13 protein-coding genes and 1 tRNA gene are annotated in these 19,163 nt (G+C 35.5%); 8 read left to right on the plus strand and 6 right to left on the minus strand.

The genetic code is table 11. The features are described from left to right. Positions 1 to 13: 13 nt before the first annotated feature. A tRNA-Glu gene (locus K3248_RS02795) sits at positions 14 to 88 on the minus strand. A gap of 686 nt (positions 89 to 774) precedes the next feature. On the opposite strand from K3248_RS02795, the gene K3248_RS02800 reads away from it, so the two are divergent. Next, a complete protein-coding gene (locus K3248_RS02800; RefSeq protein ID WP_220716848.1) occupies positions 775 to 2,085 on the plus strand; it encodes a homoserine dehydrogenase in 1,311 nt (436 codons plus the stop codon). A 114-nt stretch (positions 2,086 to 2,199) separates the two neighbouring features. After that, entirely contained in the window at positions 2,200 to 3,186 is a 987-nt protein-coding gene (gene glpX, locus K3248_RS02805; protein ID WP_220716849.1) for a class II fructose-bisphosphatase, read from the plus strand. A 131-nt stretch (positions 3,187 to 3,317) separates the two neighbouring features. Here the strand turns inward: glpX and K3248_RS02810 are convergent, their stop codons facing one another. Then, the gene (locus tag K3248_RS02810; protein WP_220716850.1) at positions 3,318 to 4,424 is read right to left on the minus strand and encodes a branched-chain amino acid aminotransferase; all 1,107 of its coding nucleotides are present in this window, start codon (positions 4,422 to 4,424) and stop codon (positions 3,318 to 3,320) included. Positions 4,425 to 4,723: 299 nt separating this feature from the next. On the opposite strand from K3248_RS02810, the gene K3248_RS02815 reads away from it, so the two are divergent. Next, positions 4,724 to 5,056, plus strand: a complete 333-nt coding sequence (locus tag K3248_RS02815; protein ID WP_220716851.1) for a hypothetical protein — start codon at positions 4,724 to 4,726, stop codon at positions 5,054 to 5,056. A gap of 133 nt (positions 5,057 to 5,189) precedes the next feature. Here the strand turns inward: K3248_RS02815 and K3248_RS02820 are convergent, their stop codons facing one another. The 3 genes from K3248_RS02820 to K3248_RS02830 all read right to left on the minus strand — a co-directional run bounded on the left by K3248_RS02820 (position 5,190) and on the right by K3248_RS02830 (position 10,786). Beyond that, on the minus strand, positions 5,190 to 7,637 hold the full coding sequence (locus K3248_RS02820) for an SPOR domain-containing protein (RefSeq protein ID WP_220716852.1): 2,448 nt from the start codon (positions 7,635 to 7,637) through the stop codon (positions 5,190 to 5,192). Between the two features lie 158 nt (positions 7,638 to 7,795). Beyond that, entirely contained in the window at positions 7,796 to 9,553 is a 1,758-nt protein-coding gene (gene argS / locus K3248_RS02825; protein ID WP_220716853.1) for an arginine--tRNA ligase, read from the minus strand. A 30-nt stretch (positions 9,554 to 9,583) separates the two neighbouring features. Then, the gene (locus K3248_RS02830; protein ID WP_220716854.1) at positions 9,584 to 10,786 is read right to left on the minus strand and encodes a deoxyguanosinetriphosphate triphosphohydrolase; all 1,203 of its coding nucleotides are present in this window, start codon (positions 10,784 to 10,786) and stop codon (positions 9,584 to 9,586) included. A 112-nt stretch (positions 10,787 to 10,898) separates the two neighbouring features. On the opposite strand from K3248_RS02830, the gene K3248_RS02835 reads away from it, so the two are divergent. The 5 genes from K3248_RS02835 to glmS all read left to right on the plus strand — a co-directional run bounded on the left by K3248_RS02835 (position 10,899) and on the right by glmS (position 16,450). Beyond that, entirely contained in the window at positions 10,899 to 11,222 is a 324-nt protein-coding gene (locus K3248_RS02835) for a HesB/IscA family protein (protein WP_220716855.1), read from the plus strand. A gap of 1 nt (position 11,223) precedes the next feature. Beyond that, positions 11,224 to 12,255, plus strand: a complete 1,032-nt coding sequence (locus tag K3248_RS02840; RefSeq protein WP_220716856.1) for an RgsD C-terminal domain-containing protein — start codon at positions 11,224 to 11,226, stop codon at positions 12,253 to 12,255. Positions 12,256 to 12,296: 41 nt separating this feature from the next. Then, a complete protein-coding gene (locus K3248_RS02845; protein ID WP_220716857.1) occupies positions 12,297 to 13,085 on the plus strand; it encodes a cytochrome c biogenesis CcdA family protein in 789 nt (262 codons plus the stop codon). Between the two features lie 14 nt (positions 13,086 to 13,099). Beyond that, positions 13,100 to 14,449: a bifunctional UDP-N-acetylglucosamine diphosphorylase/glucosamine-1-phosphate N-acetyltransferase GlmU gene (glmU, locus tag K3248_RS02850; RefSeq protein WP_220716858.1), complete on the plus strand. Its 1,350-nt coding sequence runs from the start codon at positions 13,100 to 13,102 to the stop codon at positions 14,447 to 14,449. Between the two features lie 177 nt (positions 14,450 to 14,626). Next, positions 14,627 to 16,450 (plus strand): glutamine--fructose-6-phosphate transaminase (isomerizing), encoded by a 1,824-nt coding sequence (gene glmS, locus K3248_RS02855; RefSeq protein WP_220716859.1) that lies wholly within the window; start codon positions 14,627 to 14,629, stop codon positions 16,448 to 16,450. 524 nt (positions 16,451 to 16,974) lie between these two features. On the opposite strand, the gene recG is transcribed toward glmS, so the two are convergent. Further along, the gene (gene recG / locus K3248_RS02860; RefSeq protein WP_220716860.1) at positions 16,975 to 19,083 is read right to left on the minus strand and encodes an ATP-dependent DNA helicase RecG; all 2,109 of its coding nucleotides are present in this window, start codon (positions 19,081 to 19,083) and stop codon (positions 16,975 to 16,977) included. Positions 19,084 to 19,163 lie beyond the last annotated feature (80 nt).

The following is a 19,163-nucleotide window of genomic DNA, read 5'->3' on the forward strand; positions in this document are numbered from 1 at the left end:
TAAGAAGAGGTTATGGTACGCCCAAGGGGAATCGAACCCCTGTTTCCGCCGTGAAAGGGCGATGTCCTAACCGCTAGACGATGGGCGCAAACCAATGATCAGGCTTATAGAGAGGATCTTTTTACTTCGCAAGCCCTCTATGCAATTTTTTTTAAAAAAACATGTTTTAAATGCATTCTTTGGAGATTTCTTTTTTTATTTTCTCGAGTTTTTGCAAAAAATAGAAAGCAGAGTTAGAGACTCTGAAAGAAAGTTTTCATGTGATGATTATGAAAATTGAATAATATTTTTTATGATTCCTTATTACAGAAGTAGCTGTACAGGATAAAATCAGTAATTTAAATGAGTTGAATGCTATTTATATCATTTGGGACAAATTATGAGATGAATGGATGATAATTTTTTTTTAAATTTTTCACTCTCAAAGAGCTTTTATGAAATTTCTCTTCAAGAGATTATAAATCAAAAAATAATTCTTCTTTATATCCCTATTGTTTGAAAGCGATATGAAATAAACTGTGTTGTTTACAACTAAAAAGTTATGTGATGCACTCATTGGTCAATTGTAATGTCTAAGTTCATTAATTTTAGAGCATTCTTTATTTTAATAAATATGAATATTTGTATGCTTTGGAAATTTTGATTGAATAAAGAGTTGCTATTATACTAAGAAAAGATCAAGACAAGTAGAGAAGGGGTGCTTTAGCTTTATTGGTGTTAGTTGATGCATCATTTAAACGTTTTTTTATGAAAAGAGGGATAAGTAATTAGATAATGACAGAAACTTTAAAAGTTGGCATTGCAGGACTTGGTACAGTAGGGGCTTCAGTTTTTCGCATTTTACATGATAAAGAAAAGAGCTTAGCGGGCCAATGTGGACGATTGATTAAGGTTGTTGCTGTCAGTGCGCGTGATAAAGACCGTAATCGTGGTATAGATCTGAGTGATGTCAAATGGTTTAATTCACCTATAGAGATGGCTGCTTCTGATGAGATTGATGTTTTTGTTGAGCTCATTGGGGGCGAATTAGATCTTGTGCATACAGCTGTTAAAAAGGCATTGGAAGTAGGACATCACGTAGTTACTGCCAATAAGGCTCTTCTTGCTCGACATGGCGTGGAACTGGCAATAAATGCAGAAAAAAAAGGTGTTTTTCTTCATTTTGAAGCTGCTGTTGCAGGAGGTGTTCCTGTTATCAAGGCTATGAGAGAATCACTTGTTAGTAATCATATATCGCGAATATATGGTATTCTTAATGGAACTTGTAATTATATATTAACGCGTATGTTCACAGAAGGTCTCTCATTTAAAGATTGTTTGGCAGATGCACAAAGGCTTGGCTATGCTGAAGCTGATCCAACTTTTGATATTGGGGGAAATGATACTGCTCATAAATTAGCTTTATTGACAAGTTTGGCATTCGGAACAACCGTTTCATTAGATGATATTTATGTCGAAGGAATCAGCAATATTTCGCAGATTGATATCCGTGCAGCCGATGAATTGGGGTATCGGATTAAGCTTTTAGGGGTTGCGTTAAAAACCAATTCTGGAATCGAACAGCGTGTTCATCCAACAATGGTACCGGCATCATCAATGATTGCACAGATTCATGGCGTGACAAATGCTCTTTCAATTCAAAGTGACTTATTAGGTGAACTGCTGTTTTCTGGTCCAGGAGCTGGAGGAGAAGCAACAGCATCTGCGGTTATTGGTGATTTGGTTGATATAGCTAAAGTACGGTCTCATTTTCAGTATGCACCTGTTTTAGGAAGCCCAGCATTGCAACTTGCTCCTCACAAAAAAGCGCGTATTTCTCACCATGCAGGTGGTTACTTTATTCGTTTGAATGTTCATGATCGTGCTGGTGTTTTTGCTGCGGTTGCAAGGCATATGGCCGATAATCATATTTCATTAGAGTCAATTGTTCAAAAACCTTTTGTAGAAAGTCAGAGTGTAAAAACAATTATTTTAATAACACATGAAACAACAGAAGTGAATGTACAACAAGCATTGATGGCTATTGAAAAAGATGGGCACCTTGTTGCAAAATCTCAATTTATTCGTATCGAACCTATGGTATAGAGTTAATAATAACAAAGAAAAAAATATAAGTTTTTTCTCTTGTGAAAAGTTTTCATTTTTGCCAAAAATTCTTTTTTAAATGTTTTTAGTGCTTCATTTGGTAGGATTTTTCGTATGTCCATAACTCACAAAACTTTAAATGTACTTGATCGTATTCTAACTCTTGAATTGGTACGTGTAACCGAACGTGCTGCTGTTGCAGCTGCACGTTGGCGTGGACGTGGTGATGAAAAAGCTGCTGATCAAGCTGCTGTAGATGCAATGCGTCAAGAACTTAATCGTTTGCCTATTGATGGTACAGTGGTAATTGGTGAAGGTGAACGTGATAAAGCTCCTATGCTTTATATTGGAGAAAAAGTAGGTCTTCAAAATGGAATGGCGATTGATATTGCTCTTGATCCGCTTGAAGGGACGACAATTTGTGCTAAAAATCTTGCCAATTCTTTAGCTGTCGTTGCTTTTGCAGAAAAGGGTAATCTCCTTTATGCTCCTGATGTTTATATGAAAAAAATTGCTATTGGTCCTGGTTATCCAAAGGGAGTAGTTGATATAGATGCTTGTCCTGCTGATAATATTCATGCTCTTGCAAAGGCTAAAGGAGTAGCTGTTAATCAAGTGACAGTTTGTATTATGGATAGACCTCGCCATACAAAACTAATTAATGAAGTAAGAGCAACAGGTGCATCAATTCGCTTAATTGGCGATGGAGATGTCGCGGCTGTTATTGATACAACAGATCCAGAGGAAACAGGTATTGATATTTACATGGGTATTGGTGGAGCTCCAGAAGGAGTGTTAGCTGCTGCTGCTTTACGCTGTATTGGTGGGCAAATGCAAGGACGTTTACAGCTTGATACAGAAGAAAAAATTATACGTGCTGCAAAAATGGGAATCGACAATCCCAATAAAGCTTATACAATGGAAGAAATGGCAAAGGGTGATGTTTTATTTTCTGCAACAGGTGTAACGGATGGCAATATGCTTTCTGGTGTTAAATTTACTTCTCGTTATATTCAAACAGAAACTCTTGTAATGCGCTCACATACCGGTACAATCCGTAATATTAAAGCACAACATAGAGATTATTCAAAATTTGATTAATGCCGTTTTTTCTCGTGCTATGAAAAATAGAAAAATGTGTTGTTAAAAACTATGCTTCCATGAAAGACTTAAGAGATATATTCATGGAAGCTTTTATACTTTATCACTGTACTTAGAGATATTTCTTCTTATTATGAAATCTCAACAGAATGCACCCAGCCATTTTTATCTTCTCGATCCCCTTTTTGAAGATCAACGAGTTGTGTGCGAAGCTGTTTTGTCACTTCCCCAATCATTTCATTTCCAATAACAATTTCACCACCTTGATATTTAAAACAACCGATTGATGTAACAACAGCTGCTGTACCACAAGCAAAGGCTTCTTTGAGATAACCATTTTCTGTATCTTCTTTGAGAGATTCAAAAGAATAAGGCCGTTCTTCTATTGTCAATCCCATTTGTTTTGCCAACTGTAAAATTGAATGACGTGTTATTCCTGGAAGGATAGAACCATTAAGGGCGGGTGTTACAAGTGTATTATCTGCCATAATAAAGCAAACATTCATACCACCAAGTTCTTCTATCCATTTATGTTCAATCATATCAAGGAAGAGCACTTGGCTGCAGTTGTTTTCAGTTGCAATTTTTTGTGCAAGTAAACTGGCTGCATAGTTACCGCCACATTTAGCGGCACCTGTTCCTCTTGGACCAGCACGGCTATAATCTTTTTCAATCCATACGTTGACAGCTTTTTCTTCTCCTTTAAAATAGGATTCAACAGGAGATGCTATGATACAGAAAATATATTTTTTAGAAGGGCGAACTCCTAAAAAGTTTTCATTGCCAAACATGAATGGACGTATGTAAAGGCTAGCATTGGGATGTCCAGAAACCCATTTGTGGTCAATTTTTACCAATTGGTGAACAGCGTCTAAAAAAATATCCTTTGGTAATTCAGGCATAGCAAGTCGTTGCGCAGATTCTATAAAACGTTGTGCATTGGCATCAGGGCGAAATAATAAAATACGCCCATCTTTTGCACGATATGCTTTTAATCCTTCAAAAATTTCTTGTGCATAATGCAGAACGGAACTTGCTGGATTAATTTCTAAAGATTTGTATTGAGAGATGGTAGCGTTATGCCAACCTTTATCTTGAGTCCATTGGATAATTCCCATGTGATCTGTAAAAAATTCACCAAAGCCAGGACTTTTGAGTATTTCTTCACGATTTTCATCGGACAGAGGAGATGGATGTTTTTCTATTTTAAAGGGAAGTGGTGTTGTGAAAGATTTCATAAAAAGGACCTTTGAGGATAAGCTTGAATATTATGGATTTTATTTATAATCAAAAGAAATGCTATATTTTTATTATAACTTTATTATTAGCAAATCCTTCATGTCAATGTTTTATTATAGATTATAGAAAACATTGAAAGATATTTGTTTCTATTTTCATAATCTTTTTCTCAATTTTATCAAATAATCTGGAACCTTTATAAATATTTATCGTTTTCTGGAATAAGTGCCTAAACCATTTTGTATATGCATATCTTTTAATAACATAAAGGTAGGGGAATTGAGAAAAGGAATTCATTATGATTGATAGAAATTACCAAACATATGAGGAACGTATGGCTGCAGAAAAGATCGATCGAGAACGACGTTATTCGATTGGTAAAGGTCTTTTTACTATTATCCTTGCACTCATTATTCTCTGGTTTATTTTTGGCTTTTTGGGATCTTTTTTTACGAAGTCTTCGGAACATACATCTCATTATAATAAAACAGAATCAAATCAAACCATAACAGATCCGAAAAAAGGTTTACATTCAACACCTTCACTACCTTATACTTATAAAGATACAACATCAACGTTACCCTATAAGTATAATCCTTCAGATAAAATCCCCTCTTCAGAAAGAAATTAAGAAGTAACATCATTTTAAATTTATGCACTTTAAATAATTTGAAATAATTTTAATTGCTAAAGTTTATAGATTAGCTCATCTATCTGTTTAAATTGAATAATGCAACGGTTTTGAAAACCGTTGCATTATTTATTTAACGTGTTATGAAACAGCTCCCCCCAGAGCTTTTGATATCCTGACAAAGTATTATGGCTTCGTTGCGGTTTTGTGTTTGAATACGCACACGGTAATAGGTTCCCTTGCCAGCTATAAAAGCAGACTGAATGTTTACAGGGCGCGTACCAATAAGAAATCCAAATCTAGACTTCATATGTTTCAAAGTATCTGTAGCGAGCGCATGTGTTGGTTGTGATGCCAGCTGTACATAATAATATTCTGAATTTTGTACGCTTGTTTCGCTGCTTTGTGGAAGTGAGCGTGTATCAACATGTGTTTGTAGCTCTGAATTCTTTTTTGCATAGGATGGAACAGGTATAAATGAAAGCTTTGTTTTTTCCTCAATATCAGAATTAGAAGTATTTTCAGCGATTATTTTATCAATATTATTCGTAATATTGTCTTCAGTTTTACTATTATTTTTATCAGAAGACTGAGAAGAAATTGAAGAAGAATTTTGAGTTTGACCTCTACTTGCTTGATCAACTATTTCTTCAGGTTCATTAGTAGGTTTTCTTTCTGTATGATGCGGAGAGAGTACAATCGTACCATCTTGGTTTACAACGACGGTCTGTACTTCCTGTGTTGGAATAGTGTGATTGATAGCTTCTGTTACCGCATGTTCAACATCAGATTCATCAAGGGAAGAGGAGGAAATTCTTGTTGATCCCTGCTGATCTAATGTTTCTAAATCTTCTGGTTGTTCAGAGTTATCGATAAGAGATTGTTGTGTATTATCTTGTTTTTCATTTTGTTCAATTTCTTGATTATAAATATCTAAATTACTTGTAATATCATTTTCGGCTTCAGTTTTCTCTTGTTTAAATTTAAAAGGTGTATTGTCAGCGTGGATAATGAGCGTATCTCCATTTTTTTGTGATGACATAAAAAAATGAGAATACCCAACAAAACCAATAGCTATTAAGATAAGAAAAACGACGATTTTAGCGAAAAAACTACCAAAAATAAAATTTTTTAAGTTCGATATGACTGATGAATGAGAAGGTATTTTTTCTGTGGTTCTGTATGGCGAATTTTCAGTAAAAGAAGAGGTATCATATTCCATATTAGCAGAGGGAGAATAGTTAGCACTCTGCTCGTGGGAATTTATATAGACTTCGTCTTTTGGGGAATGTGTAGTTTGATGAAAGATTTCATTGAAAGTTTCATTATGCTGGTGTTGCTGCGAAAAACTTTCCATGTGAGTACTCCCTACATTGAGTACATCTGCAAATTCTTCTTTTAAACCATCCGTTGATACAGCATATTCGGGAGCTTCATACGGGATTTCTGGAACCATGATTGGTCCTGTTTTTTCTACCGTTTCTTCCGCAAATTGATAAGTATCAATATTGGGAGGAGAAGAATCTCTTTGGGTATAATTATGGGAAACAGAATGCTTCTCTTGTCCTGTATGTAGAGGCTCTGATGCGGAGGGCTTCTTATTTAAATTATGTTGATTAGAGGCAACTTCTTTATGATATTTTGCAGCATATTTTTTTTCTTCTAAAGTGTTTTTTTCATAAAACTGAGGATAATCAGTCGTATAGCTTTCATGTGCAAAGTTTGCTAAATCAGATGTTTTATTAGCTTGCGTTGAATCTAAAGATGAAGGAAAGGTACTTGTTGTTTCATTTTCTGTTGTACTTTTTTCCTTTGAAGCAGGATGAGAAGATGAAAAAAAAGTCTCTGTTTCCGTAGAAGGATTTGAGATATCACTATAATATTCTTCAATCCAATTTTCTTGATCAGCGGAAACTTTATAAGGATGATTTATGGGAGACTCATAGGTATTTTGATTCCGATCATGATTTTGTTGCCTATCTGGAGTATGCGATTTGTGGGTGGCTGTTTGTGAAAAATAGTTATTTTTTTCAGTAGCTTCTGTTTGTAATTTATCGTTGATTTGTCTATCAGATTCATCAAAAAAGAAATTTTCTAACTGTGGATTAAAATCACTTTTTTCAAAAAAGGAATCAGGATTATTCGTTGTTGCCTTTTGTGCTGTTTGACGTTTTTGAATAGGGAGTGGAGAGAGCGCATCTAAAATTTGCTCTTCATCGTGCGCGATAAGTGCAGAAGTATCCTCTTCAGATAAAACATTATTTTGTTCTGAAGGATCAAAAATAGTAGTTGGCGTGGCATCTGCAGTTTGTACGCCGCTGGTTACGCGTAAGTCTTCTTGTTTTTTTTGAGCATCACTTGATGTGTTATTTGTTAAATTATTTTCAAACTCTGCTTCTAAAAAGGATAAATCAAAATCATCGTCATGAAATGAAGGCTTAGAAGATTGAGATATTGATTGATCATTTTGTTTTTTGCTTTGTATGTTTGGATTAAAAATTTGCCTAAGTCTCGCCAAGGGATCATGGTGCTCATGATCTTGTTTTGTTTCGTGCGGATTTTTGCGATCGTTATCGCTCATAGCTTCTCTCACATGATGGTTTGCATCTAGGTGCAATATAATAAATGGTTAAATTTGATTTTTTATAATTTAAGATTACAAATTTTCCCCCTCCTATAACAGGATATACAAAAAAGTTTATCAATAAAGTACTTATTTTACGTATTTATAGAATTTTTTCAACGCATTTCTATTGGCGCTTCAACTCCAATAATTGTAAGCCCTGATGATAAAATATTTATAATAGCCTGTATGAGTCCTAATCTAGCAAAAGAAAGATCCTTATCATCAGGTTGAATAAAGCGTAAATGGAGATTATCATTTCCTTTATTCCAATGGCTATGAAAGTTGGAAGCAAGGTCATAAAGATAAAAAGCTAATCGATGTGGTTCTTTATGAACGACAGCTTGTTCAATAATACGTGGATATTCGGAAAGTTTGCGTATTAAGAATATTTCATGATCGTCTGTTAGACGGTTAAGGTGCGCAATCATTGCATCATTTGAAAGATTTTTGATATACAGACTTTCTTGCGCTTGTCGAAAAACAGAGTGACAACGTGCATGTGCATATTGGACATAAAAGATAGGATTATCCTTTGATTGTTCTGTTACTTTTGCAAAATCAAAATCAAGAGGTGCTTCACATTTACGGTATAACATCATAAAACGCACTGGATCACGGCCGACTTCTTCTACAACATCTCGTAAAGTGACAAATGATCCTGCTCTTTTTGACATACGTACAGGTTGTCCATCGCGAAAGAGCTTTACCAATTGACATAAAAAAACGCTCAATTTGGCTTTATCACCAGAAACTGCTTTTGCCATTGCTTCTAACCGCTTTACATAACCTGCATGATCCGCACCTAAAATATAAATCATTTCATCAAAATGACGATTAAATTTATCACGAAAATATGCGACATCAGCGGCAAAATAAGTGTACGAGCCATCAGATTTAACCAAAACACGGTCTTGATCATCTCCAACATCTGTAGAACGAAATAAAGTTTGTTCACTAGGCTCCCAATCTTCTATGTCTTTTCCCTTTGGGGGAGGAAGTTTTCCTTTATAGATATAACCATTTAACGTGAGATCATTGATTGTATTACGAATAGCGCGCGCATTATCTGCATAAAGCATTCGTTCAGAGAAAAAGATATCATGATAAATATTAAGAGTAGCCAAATCTTCTTTAATCATTGCCATCATGGCACAAATTGCGTGTTCTTTCACTATAGATAAAGCCTCTTCTTTATCCATAGTGAGTAATTGGTCATCAAATTTTTGGGCAAGTGATTGTCCCAAAGGGATCAGATATTCACCAGGATAGAGCCCTTCTGGAATTTCATTGATGTTTTCTCCAAGAGCTTCACGATAACGTAAAAGGACAGAGTGTGCGAGCACTTCAATTTGTTTACCAGCATCATTAATGTAATATTCTTTTGTAATGTTATAACCAACAAATTGTAGTAAATTGGAAAGAACATCTCCAACAACAGCACCTCGACAATGTCCTACATGCATTGGTCCTGTAGGGTTTGCTGATACATACTCAACATTGATGCGTTTTCCTTGTCCTATGGGAACACGACCGTAAGATGTTCCTGTTTCAAGTATAGATTTTATTATATCTTGCCAAAAAGATTTGGTAAGTTTGATGTTGATAAATCCAGGGCCGGCAACATTAATACTTTCAATAGAGGAAATATTTTTGAGCAGTTCGATAATTTTTTCTGCAAGTATACGTGGACTAAGCCCGATAGACTTTGCAAGAACCATAGCAGCATTGGTTGATACATGGCCATGTGAAGAATCGCGCGGAGGATCGACAGTGATTTTTGATAAATCTAGCTCTTCTCCATTTTTTCCTTTTATATCAGATAATTCAATTGAATCTTTTATTTTTTTTTCAATCTTTTTAAAGACATTCATATTTATTTTCCATTACGTATTCAAAAACAATTAAATGAAATTATCTGTGTGGTCAAATAAACGTTGATATTCACGGAGAGCATAGTGATCGGTCATACCCGATAAAAAATCAGCAATGAGACGTGCTAACTCTTGATGTGTTCGGTGTGCTATTTTGTTGTGCCAACTTTCAGGCATTTTATTTGGATTATTATAATAACAGTCAAATAATTTTTGTACAATGCATTTTGCTGTATTACGGCGATTGAGAATTTGATCATGGTAATAAAGATTTTTATATAGAAAGTCTTTTAGTTCTTTTTCGTGGAGGGTCATTGTAGGGGAAAAGGTGATGATGGTTTGTTTTGCTTGGTAAATATCGTTTATACTTGTTGGTTTGAGTTGTGCCAAGTTTTTTTGTGACTGTTCGATCACATCATTCACCATTGTTGTGATTTGTCTGCGTACCAGCTCGTAGCCAAGCCGATTTTGGTCGAGATGTGGATGCTCCTTTTGTATTTCTTTTAATAATGTTGCAGTCAGAGACACTTCTTGAAACTGATCAAGTGTCAAAAAATGCGCATGTAATCCATCATCAATATCATGTGCATTATAAGCAATATCATCAGCAATAGCGGCGCATTGTGCTTCTAATCCAGCAAAGCAATCGAGTTGAAGATCCTGCTTTGTATTATATTGTAAAATATCGATAGGAATATCTTTATTATTTGTGTAAGGACCTAAAAGGGGGCCGTTATGTTTCACAAGTCCTTCGAGTGTCTCCCATGTAAGGTTTAGTCCATCAAAATTTGCATAGCGCTGTTCTAGATGCGTAACAATGCGTAGTGCTTGTACGTTATGATCAAAACCGCCATAATGGGCCATTGCTTCATTAAGGGCTTCTTCTCCTGCATGGCCAAAAGGTGTATGACCAAAATCATGCACAAGGGCAATGGCTTCAGCAAGATCTTCGTCTAGGCAGAGCGTACGGGCTAATGTTCGTGCAATCTGAGAAACTTCTATCGAATGAGTCAATCGTGTACGGTAATGATCATTTTCATCTGCAATAAAAACTTGGGTTTTATGTTTAAGGCGTCGAAATGCATTAGAATGGATAATACGGTCTCTATCTCGTTGGAAAGGTGAGCGTGTGATGTTGATAGGTTCATAGAATAATCTACCACGGCTAGTTTGCGGGTTACTACTATAGATTGCTCGAGATTGGTAATTGAAGTTGATATTGCTTATATCCATTGCAAGCGGTCCATTCTCATCCTAAAGTTAGATTGCCGTATGATTATAAACTTCTCTTTGATTTTTTATTTTAAATACTCTTTCTTGATGGTTAAATGCAAGGATATATAAAATGTGTGTAAATATTTCAGATGTTGCTGCTAAGCGGATTGCGCAGATACTTTTAAATGAACCTGATAAAATAGGATTACGTATTTCTGTAGAAGGTGGTGGATGTTCAGGTTTTTCTTATAAATATGATTTGGTTTCTGAAACGTGTGAAGATGATCTCGTTCTTCAAAAAGATGGAGCAACTGTTTTGATTGATTCACTATCACTTCCCTTCATGAAAGGGGCTGAAATCGATTTTGTGGATGATCTTATGGGGCAATCTTTCCAAATTCATAATCCCAATGCTGTTTCAGCATGTGGGTGTGGTGTGAGTTTTTCAATTTAGAATGGTGACTTTAGTGATATTGTTTATTGCAAAAAATATGACTTTGATCAACAATAGGGGAATGGGCATTCTTATAAAAATATTGCGCCGATATTTATGTTTAGGAGCGTTGCTTACTTTGTTGATTTGGAGTTACTGTGCTTTTGCTGAAGAAGAGAGGGGGCAAGATCATCAACAAGGACAATTAAAAAGTTTTATTTTAAAGTCTCAAAATCGTGAAAAAGAAGAAGACATCATTTCTAAATCTCAGCTCATATTGCATGCTCGGTTAACAAATAGTAGTGAAAATATCGTGAAGGGGCTTGTCTGGCGGGTTTATGCGCCTATCCTAGGGATTGATAATAAATTACCGTTAGTTGCAATTTATGAAGGGGGGAGTGCACATTTTGATTTAGAACCAGGAAGTTATCTTGTTCATGTTTCATTTGGCCATGCCAGTGCAGTGCGTCATGTTAGTTTAGAAAATGGGCAGAGTCTTATTAAAAATTTTAATCTTAATGCGGGTGTTGTTATTTTAAATTCTACACTGCTAAATGGTAAAATTGATGAAAAAGAATTACGTTTTACTATCTATGAAGATGAGAAGGAAAATGATGAGACTGGTGTAATTTTATCAAATGTTAAGCCTCAGTCTATGATACGTTTGAATACAGGACGCTATCATGTTGCTTCCCATTATGGTTCTATTAATGCGACTGTTCGTTCGGATATTCAAGTAGAGGCAGGTAAAATCACTGAAATTACCCTTGAACATCAAGCAGCCCAAATCATATTAAAGCTGGTACGGCAAGAAGGAGGTGAAGCGCTTGCTGATACAAGTTGGTCTATCACAAATGATTCTGGTGATATTGTTTATGAAACGGTTGGTTCTTACGTTTCGCTTGTGTTAGCGGAGGGGGAGTATATTGCAATTGCTAAAAATAAAGATAAAATTTATCAAAAAGTGTTTTCAGTTGTTTCTGGTCATGATGAAGATATTAGTGTGGTAGCAAATACACAAAATATGCAACAAATTGATGAAGAAATAGATTGAAAGTTTGTTTATGAACTGTAAAATGTAATGGATAAAGGGTTTTGGCTGTAGAAGTTTCAACAGTAAGTGTATTTTTTGCCGGTGCGTTATCTTTTTTATCACCGTGTGTTTTGCCGTTAGTTCCACCTTATTTGTGCTACATGGCAGGTATTAGTATTGATGATTTTCGTTCAGAAAACCGTCATGAGAAGGTATTTGTACAGCGAGCACTTTTATTTTCTGTATTTGCTTTTGTTCTTGGTTTTACAACTATTTTTGTTATTTTAGGTGCGAGTGCAAGTACAATTGGTAGGTTTATTGGTTATTATCGTGATTGGTTAGCCCTTGCTGCTGGGATTATTATTATTATTTTTGGTTTAAATTTTTTGGGTCTTTTTAAGATTGCTTTTTTATTTCGTGAAGCGCGTTTTCAAACGCACAAAGCGCCTACTGGTCCTTTGGGAGCGTATATTATTGGCTTAGCTTTTGCATTTGGCTGGACACCGTGTATTGGTCCAATTTTAGGACCTGTCATAACTCTTGCCGGAACAAAAGAAACTGTGGGTGAGGGAGCATTCCTTTTAGGTATTTATGCTTTAGGTCTTGGTGTACCTTTTGTTTTAGCAGCCTTATTTTCGAGTCATTTTATGAGATTCTTAGGAGCTTTTCGTATTCATTTAGGAAAAGTTGAAAAAATTATTGGTATTTTTCTCGTTCTTACAGGTCTCTTATTTTTAACAGGGACTATGCAGAGTTTATCATTTTGGCTTTTAGAAAAATATCCTTTATTGAGTGATGTTGAAGGTATTGGTTGGCATCGTATTACAAACTTTTTTGGATTTTCTCATTAATTTTATGTGTTTTTATGGTTAGAAATTGTCTTTCTATTATTCTTGCAGCGGGTGAAGGGACGCGTATGAAGTCGTCTCTTCCTAAAGTACTTCATAAAATTGCTGGATTACCCCTTATATGTCATGTCATAAGACAAATAGAATTGATAGATACTTCTCAATTAGCAGTTGTTGTGGGGTTTGGCGCGGAAAATATTATAGAAATTGTTCAATCTTTTGCAAAAGGAGCAATGATTTTTGAACAAAAAGAACGTTTAGGGACCGCTCATGCTGCTTTGTCTGCTCGTTTAGCTTTACAAAAAGAGGTTGATGATGTTCTTATTGTTTTTGGTGATACTCCTTTAATTGAGAAGGATTCATTGTTAAAAATTCGGGCGCAACTTGCTGATGGAGCGGATGTTGTTGTTTCTGGCTTTCATGCTCTAGACCCTACAGGTTATGGGCGTCTTCTTGAGAAGAATGGTAAGCTAATTGCAATTGTGGAAGAAAAAGATGCTTGTGATGAAGAAAAAAAGATTTCTTTCTGTAATGGTGGAATATTGGCTCTTAATGGGAAGTATGCGCTCTCTCTTTTAGAAAAGATTGGTAATAATAATTCAAAACAGGAATATTACTTAACAGATATTGTTTTTATTGCATCGCAGGAAGGATTAGATATTCGAATCGTTGAGGTGCCTTTTGATAATGTTGTAGGGATTAATACTTGTCTTGAGCTTTTTGAGGCTGATTCTTTATGGCAAAAGCGTAAAGCACGTGATTTTATGTTATCTGGTGTTAGAATTCTTCAACCGGAAACTGTTTATTTTTCTTATGATACAGAGATTGAGCCAGGGGTATTAATTGAGCCAAATGTTTATTTTGGATTGGGAGTAAAAGTGCAGTCTGGTGCGATTATTCATGCATTTAGTTATTTAGAAGGAGCAGTGGTTGGTATGGATGCGCAGATTGGTCCTTATGCACGTTTGCGCCCTGGGACAGAGTTGGCAAGATCAGTAAAAATTGGAAATTTTTGTGAAGTTAAGAAAGCTAAGGTAGGAGAGGCTTCAAAAATTAATCATTTAAGTTATATCGGTGATGCTGAAATTGGTGCATATACCAATATTGGAGCAGGGACTATTACTTGCAATTATGATGGATTTCACAAATATAAAACAACGATTGGTAATAATGCCTTTATTGGATCTAACTCAGCACTTGTTTCTCCATTGGAGATAGGGGAGGGCGCTTATATTGCTTCAGGAAGTGTTATCACGAAAAATGTTCCTATAAATAGTATGGTTTTTGGGCGTGCACGACAAGTAATAAAAGAAGATTATGCAATAAAGTTGCGTGCGCGCTTATCAGAAAATAAACAAAAAAAATGATCACTTTAGGTCTTTTCTATGCTTTATGATAATCAATCGATTGCGTAGGAGGTTTATTTTCTTAAAGGTTGTCATGCTCCATATTTAATTTATTTTATACTTTAAAATTTTTGAATAAAAGATATTGGATTATCTTATGGAATTTTTGAAATTTGGGATGTGAGTGGGAGCTTTTAAATGTGTGGAATTATAGGAATTCTTGGAAAGAAATGTGTTGTTCCTTCTTTGATTGATGGTTTAAAGCGTCTTGAGTATAGAGGGTATGATTCATCTGGTATCGCGACAGTATATAATGGACATCTTTGTCGTACGCGTGCTGAAGGTAAGCTCATTCACTTAGAAGAAAAATTAAAAAAAGCTCCTCTGCAGGGAAATTTAGGGATTGGCCATACACGTTGGGCTACTCATGGAATTGCTGTGGAGCGGAATGCACATCCTCATATAACTGAAAAGCTTGCAATTGTTCATAATGGTATTATTGAAAATTTTGTAGAATTACAAAAAGAACTCATACAAGATGGTTATATCTTTGAAACAGAAACGGATACAGAAGTTATTGCACATTTAATTACGCGCGCATTAAAAAGTGGACTTTCTCCCCAGGAAGCAATGCGCACAAGTTGGAAGAGGTTGCAGGGTGCCTTCGCTATTGTTCTTATTTTTGAAGGTGAAGATAATCTTATGATTGCTGCCCGCTCTGGTCCACCACTAGCAATTGGTTATGGAAAGGATGAATTTTTTGTTGGATCGGATGCAATTGCTTTAGCTCCATTTGTTGACCGTATTAGTTATATGGAAGATGGAGATTGGGCTGTTTTAACACGCGAAGGGGTAACTGTTTATGATACGTATAATCAACCGGTAAAACGTTCTATTGTAAATTTTTGGGAAGAAGCTTTATTGATTTCTAAAGGTAATCATCGTCATTTTATGCATAAGGAGATGTTTGAACAGCCGGAAGTGATCTCTCATAATTTGGCGCATTATCTTGATCTTGGCAATTATACTGTTCGTCCATTTGAAAATTGGATTGACTGGAAAAATATTAATCGGCTTTTCTTTGCTAGTTGTGGAACAGCTTATTATTCAACTTTAGTTGCTCGTTATTGGTTTGAAAGTTTTGCTGCTTTAAGTGTTGATAATGATGTTGCCTCGGAATTTCGGTATCGTGAACCACCTATAAGCTCTGATGTTTTATCTATGTTTGTTTCTCAATCTGGTGAAACAGCCGATACATTGGCTTCTTTACGTTATTGTCGTGAGCATGGTGTAAAAACAGCAACAATTGTGAATGTTGAACAATCTACAATGGCAAGAGAGGCGGATTTTATTCTTCCAATACTTGCTGGACCAGAAATTGGTGTGGCTTCAACAAAAGCTTTTACCTGCCAATTGGCAACACTTGCTGCGATTGCGCTTGGTGCTGCAAAGCAACGTGGAACTCTTTCAGAGAAGGAAGAAAAGCATTTTGTTCAGCAATTAGCAGAAATTCCACGTATTTTAAATGACGTTTTAAAGCTTGATGATCAAATTGCTCATATTTGTCGTGATTTAGTACATGCAAAAGGGGTCCTTTATCTTGGGCGTGGTACTTCTTATCCAATCGCTTTAGAGGGAGCACTGAAATTGAAAGAGCTTTCTTATATTCATGCTGAGGGGTATGCGGCTGGTGAATTGAAGCATGGGCCAATTGCGTTGGTGGATGAGACAATACCAGTAATTGTTGTGGCACCTTATGATCGATGGTTTGAAAAGACTTTTTCTAATATGCAGGAAGTAGCAGCGCGTAATGGCCGTATTATTTTAATAACTGATAAAAGAGGGGCAGAGGTAGCGCGTTTTAATACTTTGTCATCTCTAACTTTACCTGATGTTCCAGAATTTATTGCGCCTATTATTTATGCTTTGCCTATTCAATTAATTGCTTATCATACGGCAGTTTTATTAGGAACAGATGTTGATCAACCCCGTAACTTGGCAAAATCAGTTACTGTTGAATAGAGACTTGTTTTTGTAAAATGAAAATAAAGATCTAAATCAACAGCATTAGAGAGAAATCTTATAGAAAAATAAAAGAAGTACAGGAGACAAAGAAGAGTGGTTAGAGAATTAGATGTTTGAAAGAAAAAAACTATATTTTATAAATAAATATCTTCTTTATGGTAAATTCGCTTATATAACTGCATCATATGATAATACAAATCAGTATTAACAATAGAAAAGTATTGTACTTTTTACCTTAAATAAAAGTAATATTGTGTACATATAAAAATTTAGCTGAATAATAATTTAAAATATTAATTTTTATTATAAAAAATCATTTTAATTCATTTATAATACATATATTTTATAATAAAATTTTAATATTTATTTATTTCGTAAGTAATTTATAACAACTTTACTTATATTAATTATATAAATCTATCTATACTTTATTCTATGTTAATTCTAATGAAAAGATAAAAGTTATCATAAAGTATTTGCAATAGCTAACGAATGCTTTTTATTTCATTTCTTTTTTATTATCATCCTGCTCGTAATAGACGTGTAGCATCGTCTCGTCCGAAAAGATAAAGTAGTAAACGTAAAGCTTGTCCTTGTTCTGAAGAAAGATGCGGATCACGTTGTAGGAATAAACGTGCATCTCTTCTTGCTATTGATAAAAGATCATTATGTACAGCAAGATTTGCTATGTGGAACTCAGGCATGCCAGATTGTTTTGTGCCTAAAAGCTCTCCTTCCCCTCGCAGGCGCCAATCTTCTTCAGCGATTTTAAAACCGTCTTCTGTATTGCGTATAATATTAAGGCGTTTTGCTGCCATTTTTGTTAGAGGATCCTTGTAAAGCAGAATACAGGAAGATTTTTTTTCTCCTCGACCAACACGTCCACGCAATTGATGGAGCTGTGAAAGGCCAAAATGTTCCGCGTGTTCTATGATGATAATGGAAGCATCTGGAATATCTACTCCTACTTCAATGACTGTCGTTGCAACTAAAATCTGTATATTTCCGCATTTAAAAGATGTCATAGCTGCGTCTTTTTCAACTGTAGACATTTTGCCATGGATCATACCAACGCGTGTTCCAAATTGTTTTTTGAGAATAGCAAAGCGATTTTCAATGGATGTGAGTTCAAGAGTTGTTGATTCTTCAACTAAAGGACAAATCCAATAAATTTTTTCTCCTTTTTCTAATGCGATTGCAATTCGCTCTATGAGTTCATGAATACGTTTCAAAGAGAGTGTTGCTGTTGTAATAGGTTGTCGTCCCACTGGTTTTTCTGTGAGTTGAGAGACATCCATATCTCCAAAAGCTGTTAAGACGAGAGTGCGCGGAATTGGGGTAGCAGTCATTACCAGCATATCAGGTTTATGTCCTTTTGCTGTAAGAGCAAGACGTTGATGTACACCAAAACGATGTTGTTCATCTATAATGGCTAAAGAAAGATTATGATAAGAAACGCTCTCTTGTATGAGTGCGTGGGTTCCAATAATAAAAGACACTTGGCCTGAGTGAATGGCATTTAAAATATTTGTGCGTACTTTGCCTTTTTCTCGTCCCGTTAAAAGAACTGTTTGTAATCCAATCTTTTCGGCAAGAGGTGCAATTGTTGCAAAATGTTGCCGAGCCAAAACTTCTGTTGGAGACATTAAAGCTGATTGTCCTGAATTTTCAGCAATTTGTGTCATTGCCATTAGTGCAACAACAGTTTTTCCTGCTCCAACATCACCTTGCAGAAGCCTTAGCATAGGTTCTGATGAAGCAAGGTCATTGCTAATGTCACTTATTGCTTTCGTTTGCCCTTTTGTAAGTTGAAAGGGAAGATTTTTCAGCAGTTGTTTAGTATAAGTTCCTGTTAATGGTCGAGAAGCTCCAACAAGAGATTTTGTTTTTAAACGTACTAAGCCAAGAGCCAATTGACAAGCAAGCAATTCATCATAGGCAAGACGTTTTCGTGCTGTACTTTCTAGAGAGACATCATTGGGATCAATGGGGGTATGTATACGGCGTAGTGCAACGGAAAAAGAAGAAAAGTTTTGCTGTTTTTTAATATTTTCTTCTATCCATTCAGGTAAGAGAGGAATATAATCGAGAGCATTTTGTATAGCACGTCTTAGTGTTTTTGCTGATAATCCTGCGGTAGAAGGGTAAATGGGTTCAATTAAGGGAATTTGATTTGATTGGTCATTTGCGACGATATGATCAGGATGGACCATGGAAAGTTGTCCATTAAATCGCTCTAGTTTTCCTGAAACGATAACTTTTCTTCCTTCTGGGAGTTGTTTTTGTAACCAAAAACGTTGTGTATGAAAAAAGACTAAATTTATTTTTCCTGTGTGGTCATGTGCGATAACACGATAGGGAGTTCTACGACGGCCTACTGGAGGAGGTTGATGTTGGTCAACAACAAGTTCGAGTGTTACAGTGTTTCCTTCTTGTGCTGATGTGATGCTAAGACACATTCTGCGGTCTATAACGGAATGAGGCATTAATTGAAGAAGATCAATAAGGGTTGGTTCACGTTGACTTGAATTGATGTTTAAGACTTTTGCTAGTAAGCTGTATATTTTCGGTGTTATCCCAGAAAGGGTCCGAATAGAATTAAAAAGAGGAGCAATGGAGTTTGGAGGCATAAGGAAATTTACCCTGCACGTTTCATTTTTTCTAGTACTTTATCAAAGAGTTTTGGGGATAAGTCTTATATGTAGAGGTT

The organism is Bartonella raoultii (assembly GCF_019659805.1).
Lineage (GTDB): Bacteria > Pseudomonadota > Alphaproteobacteria > Rhizobiales > Rhizobiaceae > Bartonella > Bartonella raoultii.

Excerpts from the sequence above, each read along its gene's own strand:
- K3248_RS02800 (WP_220716848.1), top strand. The coding sequence starts at position 775 with ATGACAGAAACTTTAAAAGTTGGCATTGCAGGACTTGGTACAGTAGGG.
- glpX (WP_220716849.1), top strand. The coding sequence starts at position 2,200 with ATGTCCATAACTCACAAAACTTTAAATGTACTTGATCGTATTCTAACT.
- K3248_RS02810 (WP_220716850.1), bottom strand. The coding sequence starts at position 4,424 with ATGAAATCTTTCACAACACCACTTCCCTTTAAAATAGAAAAACATCCA.
- K3248_RS02815 (WP_220716851.1), top strand. The coding sequence starts at position 4,724 with ATGATTGATAGAAATTACCAAACATATGAGGAACGTATGGCTGCAGAA.
- K3248_RS02820 (WP_220716852.1), bottom strand. The coding sequence starts at position 7,637 with ATGAGCGATAACGATCGCAAAAATCCGCACGAAACAAAACAAGATCAT.
- argS (WP_220716853.1), bottom strand. The coding sequence starts at position 9,553 with ATGAATGTCTTTAAAAAGATTGAAAAAAAAATAAAAGATTCAATTGAA.
- K3248_RS02830 (WP_220716854.1), bottom strand. The coding sequence starts at position 10,786 with ATGGATATAAGCAATATCAACTTCAATTACCAATCTCGAGCAATCTAT.
- K3248_RS02835 (WP_220716855.1), top strand. The coding sequence starts at position 10,899 with ATGTGTGTAAATATTTCAGATGTTGCTGCTAAGCGGATTGCGCAGATA.
- K3248_RS02840 (WP_220716856.1), top strand. The coding sequence starts at position 11,224 with ATGGTGACTTTAGTGATATTGTTTATTGCAAAAAATATGACTTTGATC.
- glmU (WP_220716858.1), top strand. The coding sequence starts at position 13,100 with ATGGTTAGAAATTGTCTTTCTATTATTCTTGCAGCGGGTGAAGGGACG.
- glmS (WP_220716859.1), top strand. The coding sequence starts at position 14,627 with ATGTGTGGAATTATAGGAATTCTTGGAAAGAAATGTGTTGTTCCTTCT.
- recG (WP_220716860.1), bottom strand. The coding sequence starts at position 19,083 with ATGCCTCCAAACTCCATTGCTCCTCTTTTTAATTCTATTCGGACCCTT.